Source organism: Neokomagataea thailandica NBRC 106555, assembly GCF_001598495.1.
Taxonomy (GTDB): Bacteria; Pseudomonadota; Alphaproteobacteria; order Acetobacterales; family Acetobacteraceae; genus Gluconobacter; species Gluconobacter thailandicus_A.
Map to the genome: position 1 here is coordinate 1 of NZ_BCZB01000007.1, position 13771 is coordinate 13771.

Genomic DNA, 13771 nt, shown 5'->3' on the forward strand with positions numbered 1-13771 from the left:
CCTACGCCTACGCCTTACGCCTACGCCTTACGCCTACGCCTACGCCTACGCCTACGCCTACGCCTACGCCTACGCCTACGCCTACGCCTACGCCTACGCCTACGCCTACGCCTACGCCTACGCCTACGCCTACGCCTAGAGGGGGCAGTGTGCGAGTTGATTTATATCGTATTGATAAGTTAGTGGATTTAATGGGAGAGATTTTAATTCTCCAAGAAGAAATAAAAAATTCACTAACTTTCAATAAGGAGACAAACTGTTTATCCAAGCTAGAGGTTATTACGCAAGAATTGCAAGAAAACATTATTTCGATGAGGGCGCACCCTATTGATTTAGCCTTTCAAAGAATGAGGAAGGTGGTGCGAGAAGCGGCTCGGTTATCTAATAAAGAAGTTGATCTTATATTGGAGGGAGAAAAAACAAGTATAGATAGGTCTATATTGGAGGCTATTATAGATCCCTTAACGCATATGGTCAGAAACTCCGTAGACCATGGCATTGAAAATAGTGAAATTAGAAAATTAAATTTTAAGCCTATTAAAGGAAAAATATATTTAAGGGCATTTCATATTTCGGGAAGAGTAATCATTGAAGTTGAAGATGATGGATGTGGCTTATCAAAGAGTAAAATAATAAAAAAAGCTAAAAATAATGACATTATTACGGACGAAAAAAATCTGACGGAGATGGATATTTATAACCTTATTTTTTCATCGGGTTTTTCAACATCAGAGGCCGTTTCGAACCTTTCGGGGAGGGGGGTGGGTATGGATATTGTGAAGCGTGAAATTGATAAAGTGGGAGGAAAAATTAGTATTTCTTCAGAGGAGAATAAGGGAACAAAATTTCGTCTTTCATTACCGTTAACTCTGTCAGTTATGGAGGGTATTCTACTGAGAGTAAATAGTAAAAATTTTATTATACCAATATCAGACGTAATGGAGACATTTGATATTGATTATAGTAAAATTATAAAAATCAAAGATGAAGTTAGTATATATAAATATAGAAATGAATATGTATCGGTTTTTAATATAAAGCACCTGTTTAATGAAGGAAATATTTTGCCAAGGGTCGGCGTATGTGTGGTATCTGAATATGGTTTAAAGTATATAATAGCAGTTGATGAAATAGTTGATAAAAATAGATTCGTGATAAAATCCATAGAAAAAAATTATAAAAATGTTGGTGGATTTTCATCATCAACTATATTAGGCGATGGAAGTGTTTCGTTGATAGTGGATGTAAATTTCTTCGCAAAAAAAATAGAGAATAACTCTAAATTGGGAGAGTACTGTGAATAAAGACTTGGTTTTTAAATGTGGCGACCACTATTTTTCATATAATATATCCTTCATTAAGGAGATTAAAGAGTGGATCACCCCTACAGTGTTGCCGTCGACAACAAAATATATTGAAGGTTTTATCAATATAAGAGGAGAGATTATACCCGTCTTTGATTTCATGGAAATTATTAAAGAAGAAAAGCAATCGAATAAAAAAGCACTAATTGTAGTTGATTGTCTTAACAAATTGGTGGCATTTTCAGTTTTTTCAGTAAGTGATATTATTGAATACGATCATATAAGCAATGCTCCAAATAATTTTGTAGATGGAATGAATTATATAAATGGAATTATAGAGAATGATAATAGATCAATATTTTCTATTAATTTGATAAAATTGGTTGAAAAGGTGATGGTGGGTGAATAATATTGATATTAATTATATAAAACAAACCATAAATAAAAAATATGGTTTGTCTTTTTCGGAGGAAAAAGATGATTTTCTAAGAAATAGTATAAAAAAATTCTTTCATGGAAGTGGATTTAATGATGTTAATAAATACGTTGATTATAGTATATTACTAAATGATGATCAGAAAATAATAGATAAATTAACAACTAATTTTACTCTATTTTATAGAGAAGAACATCATTTCATTTACTTAATAAACGCCTTAAAAAGAGTGAAGGAAAAAATAAAAATATGGTCAGCTGGTTGTTCTACAGGAGAAGAGGTATATTCTATAGCTATTTCAATACATGACTTATGTCGTGTTAATAATATAAAATATAAAATTCTCGGCAGTGATATTAATTGCAGGGTAGTTAATTTGGCAAAAAAAAATCAATATACCTACGATGATATAAAAAACATATATAAAAAATACAATAAATTTATTATAAAAAATCAAGATAATTTTTCTTTTTCAGAAGAAATAACTAAAAATATTGATTTTAAAATAATAAATTTAAAATATGGGTGGAATTTTAATCATAAGGTTGATGTTATATTTTGTAGAAATGTATCAATATATTTTGATGTAATCAGCCGGGAGGAGTTGTGGCAAAGAATGTCACAAACGTTATTGTTGGGAGGTGAGTTATACATAGGTCACTCTGAAAGAATACATAACCCAGAGCAATATGGGTTGAAAATGTTTGGGATTAATGCCTATAGGAAAATAACATGACATTAGAAAAAAAAATAAAAGTCTTAATTATTGATGATTCTATAACGGCTCGTGCATTAATCTCTTTTACTCTTAAAAAAGATAAACGATTACAAGTGGTTGGTGCTGCGGGTACGCCGTATGAAGCGCGTGATATGATTATTAGTACATCTCCAGATATAATTACTTTAGATATAGAGATGCCTGGGATGAATGGTTTGCAATTTTTAAAGAAAATAATGAATTTTCGCCCTATGCCTGTCGTTATAGTATCAAGTTTTGATAGCAATAATAAAATTGCTGAGGCAGCCTATAGTTTAGGGGCTACCTCATTTTTCTCAAAAAAGGAAGGTGGAAAAGTATTTTCAGGATTGGCTGAGGATATTGTCTTATCTTATCAGAGATACCAGATGAAATATAAAGTAATAGCGATTGGTTCCTCTACTGGAGGAATATCCGCCTTGGAAGATGTTTTGAAAAATATTTCTGTGAATTCGCCACCTATCGTCGTTGTTCAGCATATATTACAAAATTTTGCGGAGGGGATGGTTAAAAGACTAAATGTAATCATGGGTTTAAAAGTTGTTTTGGCTGAAGAAGGTATGCCATTGGAAAACGGCGTTGTATTTGTGGCGCCAGGGCAGGGGCGGCATTTAAAAATTATTATGAAAAACGGAAGAGCGGTGTGTCATTTATGTTCTGGTGAGAAAGTGAGTGGTCATCGCCCTTCTATCAATGTTCTATTTAACTCTATTTCAACTATTTACCGGAATAATGCGATTGGCGTGATTTTAACTGGCATGGGTGATGATGGTGCCCATGGCTTGTTGGCAATGAAAAATGAAGGGGCACTTACTATTGTACAAGATGAAAACACATCTGTGGTTTATGGCATGCCAAAGAAAGCATTCGAATGTGGGGCTGTTTGTAAGCAACTTCCGTTAGGTGAAATTGGAAAGGAAATACAAAAATGTTTAATATAGAAAGATATATATCATGGTAACGGCAGCATCTATGTCAATAATATTGGTAGATGATCAGACTTCTATACGATCTTTGTTAAGAAATAGTTTGATTCAATTGGGTTTTGTCCATGTGGCGGGCGTTAAAAACGGACTTGAAGCATTGGAGCATATTCGTACGAATACAGTGCATCTGATTATTTCAGATTTTAATATGCCTGATATGGATGGTCTGGCTTTGTTGCGCGCTATTCGATCATCGCCGAGCACGCAAAAAATTGGCTTTATTATGTTAACGGGGCACGCAAATAAAAACCTAGTACAAAAAGCGATATCGGAGGGTGTTAATAATTTTTTGGCTAAGCCATTTACAACAAGTACACTAAAATCACGAATCGAAGCTGTATTTGGTCCGGTTTGTGGGGGATGATGTCTGTTTTGTATAGGCTTATATTCAGAACATGACGGTTGCGGCGTTTGTATGCTCGCTCGTCATATTTGACGGGTTTTACACGGGGTCTCCGCCCCGGGCTGCAAGGCCTCTAATCCCTCTTTCCTCTAGGCAGCACCGGAATTGATTAGCGTCATAACATCGGTCCGCCAACATTCACTTCGCCATGGGGAGGCTGCCCAGCAGAGCAGAGGCTCGGGTGTCATCACTGACCTCTTCTGCTGTTTGAAAAAAGCTCAGTAGTCGTTCGTTCCGATCGGTGATTGTACACAGCCTGGTATTCTATCGCCTTTGGCGCAACCGGTCAGGTGACCTGGATCCACTGTTTTAGAAGCTGTGCGGTGTGCTGTGAGGTAGGTTCCATCAATCATGATGGCCTGAGGCTCGGCCTTTGTAGCAGATAGGCTATCTATCATCCACGTGAAGAGGCGCATCACGCCGGCGCGGGCCGTTGCGACTCACGAAAATGATGCCGCCTAGCATGCGGCGGTTAGCGGTGTGAGGTTTTGCAGTAGCTCTTGGGACAGAATGGCCGTAGCGCTCGATCTGTTCATTCGTCAGCCAAAACAGGTCGTTCATCTTCAGTCTCTTTGGAGGGTTTGACGAAAAATTTCCTACCAACATCAATAGGTTCTGAGCAGCTTAGAGGCATTTAGTGCCATGCTCTTCTGCCCAATTATGAGCGGTTAAGCGAAGGCGCCGCCCCAAACCCACCAATCGTAGTGTTCTCGTAAAATTTGAGCGGCTTTTTGGGCATCTTCAGGCGTTGGAAAGAGTCCAAAACACGTCGCGCCTGAGCCGCTCATGCGGGATAAGAGACAGTGGGGCAGTATAGTAATGGCCTTGAGAGTTTCATTAATGACGGGTGCGAGGCTGGCGGCTGGAGGTTGGAGGTCATTGGTCGTGTGTATCAAGGTAGAGGTAAGGTGCTCCATGTTGTCCCACTGTGTGGGCAGAATGGGGGGAGTGCGGAGTTGTGGCCCGCCAGCGGCTGAAAAGCGGCGGAAAATATCAGGCGTGGAGACGGCGATCCCCGGGTTGGCGAGTAAGATGCCGCCGAGTGGGAGTGCGGGGGCTGGTTCTAGAATCTCGCCAATACCGAGCATGCGGGTTGGTGTTTGATGGAGGCACACGGGAACATCTGCCCCTAGAGTTGGAGCGATATCAGGTAATAAGGCGGTGTCGATCTTCCATAATGAGGCGAGCAGGCGTAGGGCGCTGGCGGCATCGGCAGAGCCGCCGCCAATGCCAGATGCGACAGGAAGGTTCTTTTCAAGGGTCAAATGAACGCCTTGTGTGGTGCCTGTTTTTTCTTTGAGTGCATGAGCAGCTTTGAGAATGAGGTTATCGTCTGATGCGCTAAGGCCGTTGGCGAAGGGGCCGGTGATGGAGAGGTGGCACTTATGATCATGGAGTTTGGCCGTTAAGTGATCGCCTGCGCCGGCGAATACGGCGAGGCTGTCAAGGAGATGGTAACCGTCTGGGCGACGTCCGGTGACGTGTAGGAAAAGGTTGATTTTTGCGTGAGCGGTATCGTGCAATGTCAATGTTGTTGTCATGGAAGTAGCCCGGATGAGTGTTCAAAAATAGGAAGATGAGGGCCGTTATGGCTCAATGCATCTTCTATGAGGGAGCGATCATGTGCTGATGGTGTATCGTCAAGTGCTTGATTCCATTGATCTTGAGCTTCTGTATGGCGGCCTTGATACCAGTACGCAACACCAAGGTGGTAAGCAATCTCGGGGTCATTAGGGGCATGTTCGGCGGCTGTGTTGAGAAGAGGAGTCGCGGTTTTGAGGTCTTTTTTGAGTTTGATCAGCGCCCAAGCGTAACTGTCCTGAAACGCGGTATTGTCTGGCTGAAGTTTCAGGGCTTTTTGGAGGGATCGGAATGCCAGGGCAGGGTTTTCATTATGTTCAATGGAAGCGTAACCGATGCAGTTCAGTATGTCTGGCTCGCTCGGGGCAAGGTCTAAGGCATGTGTCATGTCGTCGCGTGCATGGGGCCAGTCTCCTGCATTGTCATACGCCATGGAACGGGCCAGTAAGAGGGGCCAGACGTCATCGCGTCGTGGGGATGAGACGATGAGGGCATGAGAGTAGTGCTTTATGGCGTCTTGGTAGAGGCCTGAATTTTCTTCGGTATCAGCGAGTTGTGTCAAAAAAACTTGGTCATCCGGGCGGAGGGCGAGTGCGTGCTGTAGGGCGTGGCGCGTGGCCTCGGGGTTGTGGGTTTGGCTTGCTAAAGTGACGCGTTCTTGCGCTGCGAGGATGGCCAATGGGTCTGTGTCAGGAATATGGTTGAGGGTCATGAGGCCGTGTTCAGCCTGTCCTTCATCGCGGAATAAGTCTGCCAGAAAAATACGGGCGACGGTCAGATCTGGGTCGAGGTGGAGCGCATGTTGAAGTGCAATCATGGCGACCTCCCGAGAGGCGGGGTCATGTGTGGTGCCGGTCAACATGGTGGCAATTTGCACATTAAGAACGGCGCTGGCTTGAGCGGCAGAAAGGGGAGGGCGCGCGTGGAGCTGTTCTTGCAGGCGTTCTACAGTGAGGGCAGTTAATGCTGATTGTGTTCCGAGATCTGCCAAGCGTTTGAGGGCATTCTGCCGGTGGTTGGTTTGGGCGAGCCAGCCGCTTTCAAGTTGTGCGTTGAGAATTTGTAGGGCGGGAGAGTTCGGGGTGCTCTGTGTGACCCGGCTATAGAGCGTGGCGATTGTGTCTGGAGTGGCCGCGCGTTCCGCAATGAGCGCGGCGTGTAGGGCTAGGAGGCTGTGCGTTGGTCCGAAAGAGGCGGCGTTGTTTAAAAGGGTAATGGCCTGTCGGATAGAGGACGTGCTGGGGTTGCGGAGCGGTTCACGTTCGTCCACGAGGCTCCATGCCGTGAGAATGGGTGCAACGAGGGCAATGAGTGGGCCGGGGTGGCTGCTCCGATTGAGGATATGGCGCGTTTCGCTCGTTTGGTGCTGAGCGAGGGTTTCTTCGGCGAGTAGAAAGGAGGCAATGTCATTATCAGGCATGGTGCGTGCGAGGGCGAGGGCTGTCGCGCTGCGCCCGTCCATGGCGGCATAGCTTAGAGCTTGCTTCGATAGAGTAGGGTCATTGGTGGTAAGTGGGAGGAGGTGGAGGAGGGCGTCAGATGCGTCTGTGACGGCATTACGCTGCATCATGACTTGGGCCGCCAAGCGCCATCCGGTGAGGGAGGTTTGGGTTGTGATATTGGTTGAGGCTGTGTGTATTGGTAAAATGCTCTGCCCGTAGGCTTGATGCGGCGTCGTGGAAAGAGCGAGGGAGATCCCGGCCAAGCCGCATGTTATGCGGTGGAGCGTAAGGGAGCGGGAGAGAGGGCGCCGAAGCGACCTGTGCGGAAGGCCGTTGATCTGCATAATGGATTTCTTTTAGACCGCGTATGGTCTGTCGCCAACTGAAAGCAGACATGAAGCGGGAGAGTGCATGACCCCTGATGTGATTCAAAGACAAGCGGAGTACCTTGCTGCTTTAACGCTTCTGCGTGATTGGGGGGCAGATGAGGCTTTATTAGAGGCACCGCAAGATCGTTTCGCAGAGGTCGAATCTGCGGTGCAAGCGGCGCGCTCTGCCGTGACGTACGAGGGGCGTGCGTCTGTGCGGGGAGGAGAGGAGGCTCCTCGGGCAGTAGAACGTTCGGTGTCGGTGCGCGGCGTGGCGCGGCAGGGCGAGGTCGAAAAACTCTCGGAAACAGCCTTTCTGGCACGAATGGCGACGCATCATTTGAGGCCTATTTATGCCGAGAATGCGCCTGTGATGTTGATCGGTGAGGTGCCTGACGCGGAGGAGGATCGCACGGGCTCTCTTTTTGCGGGAGAGAGTGGCCTGTTGCTTGATCGTATGCTGGCCTCGATTGGTGTGACGCGGTCTGCTTTATCGCAGGTGCCGTCTGTGCCGTGGCGGCCGCCGGGTGGACGGTCGGTGAGTGCTTCTGAAATGAAGGCATGTTTGCCATTGTTGCAAGAAGTGATCCGGGAGGGGCGTCCTCAACGAATCGTTACGTTGGGTGTGACGCCTCTTAAAATGTTGTGCGGCGCTGTGATGTTGGGGCGTATGCGGGGGCGTTGGACGAGTGTGACAATTCCGGGTTTGGAAGAGCCGATTCCTGTTTTTCCGATGCACCATCCTGTGCAGTTGAGGGTTGGTGCTCCGATGCGCCGTAAGACGTGGGAAGATCTCTTATCTTTGCGTGAACACTTGGAAAAGGCAGGTGTTTTGTAACACGAAGGAAGGTGTGGCAAAAAAAATGCACAAAAGAGAAAAAAACCATCCAAATTAAGCTGTTGACCACTGGAACGAATCGTAAAGCCTCGCTATGATCGTACCATCGCGGGCCATAAAATTTGGCCGAACTTGCCTTGGTGCGTGAAAACGTGTAGCCACTCGTCGCTATGCGATGGATGATTCCCCTAAATTGTAATAATGCGACACGTGCTGTTGTGGTCAGTGCGCTTCTCGTGGCTGGTGGTTCTTTGGCATCTGTGCGTGCACAAACGCTGCGTTCTCAACTCGCACAAGCTGGCACCGTCCAGACAGAAGATGCGCATGATGATGAAACGGCGTTTGCACAGGGGCGGATGCCAGATGATGCTGCTGTGTCTTTACCGCACCCGTTATCTGCGGGTGAGGCGGCTCATTATCGCCAGATCTTTCAAGCCCAACGACGAGGGGATGTGCGCCTCGCGCAGATCACGCAGCGGCATTTATCCGATACGACCTTGTTGGGGGATGTTTTAGCGGATCGGTACCTTTCGCCTGGAGCGCAGCCTGCGTCGGAAGAGTTGAAGGACTGGCTGAAGCATTATGCGTCTTTGCCAGATGCCGGAAATATTCAGGCGCAATTGTTGAAAATGGTTCCTCCGGGTAGTGTGCTGGTGCAGTCGTTTCGTCGTGCGCTCTCACCAGATGCTGGGGTTGCTTCTGCCCATGCGGGCTCGACTGTGCCAGCAGATCCGCTTGCGCATGCTTTCACACGTAACCCTTTGTTGGACCGCACGGTGCAAGAGCGGGTTGCGCGGGGTGAGCGTGGAGCGGAGAGTGCACGTCGCTTGGTTGATGCAACGCCGGGTATGACGGATGTCTATGCTGGGCAGCTTTATGGTGAAATTGCGCTCGGCTTATTATCCCAAGGGGTTACGAGCGCGGCTTTGCGTATTGGGAGTGCCGGGTATGGGCGTGGGCAACATAAGGTTGCTCTACCTGCTTACGTCGCAGGTTTGGCGGCGTGGCGTTCGGGGCAATATGCTGCGGCTTATTCTTTGTTTGAAGATGCTGCCAATGCGCCGTTGACAACGGCGGAAGCTCAGGCCGCTGCTGCGTATTGGGCTGGGCGTTCCTCGGTGCCGGTACATGGTATGACGCGTTATGCCAGTTGGCTGCATCGGGCTGCGGTGCATAAAGAGACGTTTTATGGTCTTTTGGCGGCTCAAAGCTTGGAGCAGGGTCGGCATGGCCATGCACGAGTGCCGGGTTTGGCGCATGAGCTCACTTTGCATGACCCAGTACCCGTTTTGAGTGAAATTGATGTTGAAGCGGTGAACGCTCTGCCGGATGGACGGCGTTTGTTTGCTTTGCTGCAAATTGGTGAGGCGGGCCGCGCAGAGGCTGTTATTCGCCAGATATGGCCAGATATAGCGGGTGATTCTGCGCGTGCGCGGTCTTTGCAATTGGTGGCGCAGGCGGCGGGCCTTCAGGATTTGTCAGAGCAGCTTGCGTCTTTGATTGTTGATGGAGAGCATCAGCCTAGCGGTGTGCCGGGGGCTTCTTTGCCGTTGCCGAGCCTGCGGCCTGCGCATGGGTTTCGGGTTGATCCCGCCTTGGTCTATGCGCTGACGCGTGTTGAATCAAACTTTGATGCGAGTGCTGTTTCTGGCGTGGGGGCTGAGGGGTTGATGCAAATTCGTCCTTTAACGGCGACGTTCGTGACGCATCCTCATCAGATTTACGATTCCAAGGGTGTAGCCATTAATACGGTGGCGCCGGGGATGGTGGCACGTTTGCGTGACCCAGCAGCCAATTTAGAGATTGGCCAGATGTATGTTGTGTATCTGGCTGGGCAGTCGAGCCATGTTGATGATGCGACGCATCCAGCCGGCGGTGATTTGGTGCGGGTATTGGCATCATATAATGCAGGGCCGGGCGCGATTGCGCGTTGGGAAGCGGCGCAGCAGGCAGATATGCATGATCCGTTATATTTTATGGAGACGCTCCCCAATACGGAGACGCGTGATTATGTGCATCGTGCGCTAACCTATACGTGGCTATATGCGCACCGCCTTCATGTGGGTGCGCCGTCTTTGGCTGCGCTCAGTGCGTCTGAATGGCCGTCATTTTCTGCGGAAGAGGCCCTGGCGCGGAAGCATGCTGTGAATTGATCCTCTGTTTAGAGCAGGGTGATGAGTGCAACGCCGCCTAGGATGAGAATGAGAGCGGCGAGTAGGAGAATGGTCAGGCGCTTTTCAATGAAGTGCCGGATGGGCTCTCCGTAAAGTTTGAGTAAGATGGCCTCAAGGTAAAAGCGTGCTCCGCGGGTAATGATACTGGCGGCGATGAAGGGGATAAGCGAAAAATGCGCGGCCCCGGCAGCAATGGTGACGAATTTATAGGGCAGTGGCGTAAGGCCTTTGGCCAGAATGATCCAAACCCCGTAATGTTGGAACAAGCTTTCCAGCGAGGCGACTTTGCTCTCGGCGTGGTAAAAATGAGCGATTGGTGCGCCGATATGCTCCATGAGGAAGGCGCCTAACCCCCAACCGATGATGCCCCCGGCAACGCTTGCCGCGGTGCACAAGCCGGCGAGGCGTAGTGCATGCTCACGATGTGCAAGCAGCATGGGAATGAGCATGACATCCACTGGAATTGGGAAGATAGAGGCTTCTGCTGCGGCAACGATGATGAGCCAAAAAGGGGCGCGTGGTGATGCCGCGAGGGCCATGAGGCGGTTGTAAAGGGATGTCAGCACAAGAACTCTCAGGATGCGGGGCGTCTTTAGGGTATCTTCTTTCGTATCGTTCCGCAGTATAAATGGAAAGTTGTTTGCTGGGAGCAGACGAGAGATGGCTTCTGTTTTAAAGAAGAATCGTTCTTAGGCTGCCGCTGGGGCAGTGTTTTCATTACAGAAAGTTTTTGGGAAATGGCGGTACGTTATACTTTGCCGGCGCGGATTTTGCATTGGGTGATGGCTTTTATCATCATTGCGGCGTGGGGAATTGGTTTTTATGCAGACCGTATTCTGCCGGTGGGGCCGTCCCATACGCGTTTGAGTTTGCTGACGTTTCATAAAGAAATTGCGACGTTTGTTATTGTATTATTTGTGGTGCGTGTGGCGTGGCGTGCTACGCACCGGCCGCCTGAAGTGCCGGGGGTATTAACGGAAGAGCAGCGTTTTGTGGTTCATGTCGCGCATTGGATTTTGTACGGTTTGATGCTGCTGACGCCGGTGACGGGGTGGTTGATGTCTTCTGCTCACGGCTATCCGGTGCCGATGTTGTGGGTGATTCATTTGCCACCATTAGTGGCGAAGAGTGCGGTCTTGGCTCCGCTCTTTACCGCTTTGCATCAGCTGGTGTCATGGGTGCTGGGGGTGTTCATTGCAGGGCATGTGACCGCAGCGTTGCTGCATCGTTTCTCACGCCGTGACGGGATCATGGAAACGATGCTTTGATCAAGTGAGCCTCGTTCCGAAGAGGATTGGTTTTAGGTTGCTCTTTGTGCGTGAGGTAGCTGTTTGACTACCTTTCTGACGCTTGGCCGGTGGAATAGTGCTAGGCGTCGGAGAGAAGGATATGCGTGTGGGTCGACGGGCGCCTAGGCGTAGTGAGGCCTGCAGGCGTTGAACGCTCTCAGAATGGTTTCACCAATGGCTTCATCCGTATCATGGATGGAAACATGAAAAACCTTTCCATCATTTTTATCCAAATCCCACGCCCCGTGGCCACCACCACCGCCGCGTGAGGCTGTTAGCTCGATTTGATCTGTATTTTCATAGTCCCAGCATGAAAATACGCAGGCTGTTTTAGTTATAGCGGTTCGCCAATCTTTGATTTGAAAGTCTACGACGATTTTGTCCCAGAAGTTTAAAAAGGCTCGGCCGGTTTCGGAGTTCACTTTATGGACGATCTCGGGGGAGAGCGAAGAATCTTGTTTGAAATCTTCGCTTGTGTGCAAAGACCGGCGAAAGTTTTCGCCGATCCATTGAGGCGTTGCAGACCTCCGATCTGTGTATACTGACTAACCCGTACGAGAGAAAAAATCTCCATTCCAGATTTCAGAACAGGTCACAGCGTAGAATTTTTTGTTTCTGTAGAGTTTTGCTCTTCTTGTCTTGATCATTTTACAACTGGTGGGGATGAATGGGATAATGGCGCTGATACTAATATGGTGTGGCTGTTTCGTCCAAGGTTCTTGGGGCAGCGTTGTAGAGTGTGAAGTTGTTGTGAGTGTTTAGTTACCATTTATTCAGTGGCGGCTTTGAGGCCTTGGCCTGCGGCCAGTGGGCTGAGGGGAAGGGCTGCCATGAGGCACGCGCCCAAGAGGTCTAATCCACTTTCTGCAGATGTGCCGAGCAAAGGCGCGTAAGAGGCGGATGCGCCAAAGATCAGGATTGGTGTTGCGAGGGGGAGCACTAAGAGTGGCAGCAGAACGCCACCGCGGCGTGCGCCCAGCACAACGGATGCTGCCATTCCGCCGAGGAGTGAAAGGCACAATGTGCCGAGTGTGAGGCTGATGAGCAGAATGGGCATTTCCTGTTCGGTCACGCCGAGCATGAGCCCAAGTGGTAAGCTAGCAATAATGAGAGGTAAGCCCGTTGTAAGCCAATGAGCGATCATTTTGGCGAGGGCAACCCATGGGGCCGAAAGGCCCGTGAGCATTAAGAAGTCCAGCGATCCGTCATCCAGCTCAGATCCGAAAAGTCGGTCAAGTGGTAGTAAAGATGCGAGCAGCGCGCAGACCCAGACGATGCCCGGTCCCATATGGCGCAGCAAGTCCGGTGAAGGGCCGAGGGCTAACGGGAAGAGGCTGCCGCATAGAATAAAGAAAAGGAGTGTCGCGAGGGTATCAGCGCCAAAGCGAAAGGCGAGGAGAAGGTCACGGCGAATAAGTGCGAGAAAAGCCGTCATGACAGAATATCCAAATCAAAATCATCTAACGGCGTTGTGCTGGGTGAGATGACGGGGAGTTGATGTGTGCGTGTGTTCGGTAATGGGAGGGGCACGTGTGTTGTTGCGATGAGTGCGCCACCTTGGGCGCGGTGCTGCGCCATAATGTGCCCGAGGCGTTCAATACTGGCCTGATCCAGACCGACGCTTGGTTCATCGAGGAGCCATAAGGTTGCGCCGGAGAGCATAACGCGGGCAAAGGCTGCGCGGCGTTTTTGTCCGGATGAGAGGAGGCGTGCAGGGAGATCTGCGAGGTGAGTAAGGTCTAATGCTGCCAAAACATCATGTAGTGGTGCTGCGCCGAGTTGTGCGGCGAGGGCAAGATTATGGCTAAGGCTGAGGGCTGGTTTAAGAGCATCTTGATGGCCGAGCCATGAGAGGGAGGCTGCGCGGGTGATTTGGCCGCCTGTGGGGGGGCGTAGCCCTGCGATTGTACGAAGGAGTGTTGATTTCCCCGCGCCATTGGGCCCGGTGAGCAACATTGCTTCGCCGGGGTAAAGGGTAAGGTTGACCGCATCCAGCACGAGGCGATCCCCACGGATGACGGAGAGGTCCTGTACTGTAAGGATGGGCGTGGGGGTGTCCGGGCTACTCATGTCATCCATTGCAAATAAGAAGCGTTATCAAAAAAGTTTAGACCCGTGAATGGCGTGATGCGCAAGGGGGTGTTGCGTAAACGTATCGCGTGTTGGGCTTTCAGGCCATGAAAGATGGAAAAT

General features: G+C 49.0%; 15 protein-coding genes. 9 read left to right on the forward strand and 6 right to left on the reverse strand.

What is annotated here, in order from left to right; all coding sequences use genetic code 11:
* The 6 genes from NTH01S_RS12045 to NTH01S_RS03205 all read left to right on the forward strand — a co-directional run.
* A partial coding sequence (locus NTH01S_RS12045; RefSeq protein WP_245642095.1) for a hypothetical protein occupies nt 1–183 on the forward strand: 183 nt, incomplete at its 5' end.
* Nucleotides 150–1304 carry a chemotaxis protein CheA gene (locus tag NTH01S_RS03185; RefSeq protein ID WP_068169356.1) on the forward strand — a complete coding sequence of 385 codons (1155 nt, stop codon included), beginning with the start codon at nt 150–152 and terminating at the stop codon, nt 1302–1304. The genes NTH01S_RS12045 and NTH01S_RS03185, both read left to right, overlap by 34 nt.
* On the forward strand, nt 1297–1713 hold the full coding sequence (locus NTH01S_RS03190; RefSeq protein ID WP_068169359.1) for a chemotaxis protein CheW: 417 nt from the start codon (nt 1297–1299) through the stop codon (nt 1711–1713). The genes NTH01S_RS03185 and NTH01S_RS03190 overlap by 8 nt, the downstream gene beginning before the upstream one ends.
* Nucleotides 1706–2476, forward strand: a complete 771-nt coding sequence (locus NTH01S_RS03195; RefSeq protein ID WP_068169363.1) for a CheR family methyltransferase — start codon at nt 1706–1708, stop codon at nt 2474–2476. Before NTH01S_RS03190 ends, NTH01S_RS03195 begins: the two co-directional genes overlap by 8 nt.
* Nucleotides 2473–3438, forward strand: a complete 966-nt coding sequence (locus tag NTH01S_RS03200) for a chemotaxis protein CheB (protein ID WP_068169366.1) — start codon at nt 2473–2475, stop codon at nt 3436–3438. Before NTH01S_RS03195 ends, NTH01S_RS03200 begins: the two co-directional genes overlap by 4 nt.
* Before the next feature lie 13 nt (nt 3439–3451).
* Nucleotides 3452–3847, forward strand: a complete 396-nt coding sequence (locus NTH01S_RS03205; protein ID WP_068169369.1) for a response regulator — start codon at nt 3452–3454, stop codon at nt 3845–3847.
* Nucleotides 3848–4554: 707 nt separating this feature from the next.
* Here NTH01S_RS03205 and NTH01S_RS03210 read toward each other — a convergent pair.
* Nucleotides 4555–5427 carry a 4-(cytidine 5'-diphospho)-2-C-methyl-D-erythritol kinase gene (locus tag NTH01S_RS03210; protein ID WP_068169370.1) on the reverse strand — a complete coding sequence of 291 codons (873 nt, stop codon included), beginning with the start codon at nt 5425–5427 and terminating at the stop codon, nt 4555–4557.
* Nucleotides 5424–7253, reverse strand: a complete 1830-nt coding sequence (locus NTH01S_RS03215; RefSeq protein ID WP_157070846.1) for a tetratricopeptide repeat protein — start codon at nt 7251–7253, stop codon at nt 5424–5426. Before NTH01S_RS03215 ends, NTH01S_RS03210 begins: the two co-directional genes overlap by 4 nt.
* Before the next feature lie 67 nt (nt 7254–7320).
* On the opposite strand from NTH01S_RS03215, the gene NTH01S_RS03220 reads away from it, so the two are divergent.
* Nucleotides 7321–8115 (forward strand): uracil-DNA glycosylase, encoded by a 795-nt coding sequence (locus NTH01S_RS03220; RefSeq protein WP_068169376.1) that lies wholly within the window; start codon nt 7321–7323, stop codon nt 8113–8115.
* A 179-nt stretch (nt 8116–8294) separates the two neighbouring features.
* On the forward strand, nt 8295–10268 hold the full coding sequence (locus tag NTH01S_RS03225) for a transglycosylase SLT domain-containing protein (protein WP_157070847.1): 1974 nt from the start codon (nt 8295–8297) through the stop codon (nt 10266–10268).
* A gap of 8 nt (nt 10269–10276) precedes the next feature.
* Here NTH01S_RS03225 and NTH01S_RS03230 read toward each other — a convergent pair whose 3' ends face one another.
* Nucleotides 10277–10855, reverse strand: a complete 579-nt coding sequence (locus tag NTH01S_RS03230) for a YqaA family protein (protein ID WP_068169381.1) — start codon at nt 10853–10855, stop codon at nt 10277–10279.
* Between the two features lie 171 nt (nt 10856–11026).
* Here NTH01S_RS03230 and NTH01S_RS03235 point away from each other — a divergent pair, with 171 nt between their 5' ends.
* Entirely contained in the window at nt 11027–11557 is a 531-nt protein-coding gene (locus tag NTH01S_RS03235; protein WP_068169383.1) for a cytochrome b, read from the forward strand.
* Nucleotides 11558–11700: 143 nt separating this feature from the next.
* On the opposite strand, the gene NTH01S_RS11715 is transcribed toward NTH01S_RS03235, so the two are convergent.
* From NTH01S_RS11715 to ccmA, 3 genes are all read right to left on the reverse strand, one after another.
* Complete coding sequence (locus NTH01S_RS11715; RefSeq protein ID WP_157070848.1) at nt 11701–12000, reverse strand: hypothetical protein; 300 nt, start codon at nt 11998–12000, stop codon at nt 11701–11703.
* Between the two features lie 347 nt (nt 12001–12347).
* Entirely contained in the window at nt 12348–13013 is a 666-nt protein-coding gene (gene ccmB, locus NTH01S_RS03240) for a heme exporter protein CcmB (protein ID WP_068169386.1), read from the reverse strand.
* Entirely contained in the window at nt 13010–13648 is a 639-nt protein-coding gene (gene ccmA, locus NTH01S_RS03245) for a heme ABC exporter ATP-binding protein CcmA (protein ID WP_157070849.1), read from the reverse strand. Before ccmA ends, ccmB begins: the two co-directional genes overlap by 4 nt.
* Between the last annotated feature and the right edge of the window lie 123 nt (nt 13649–13771).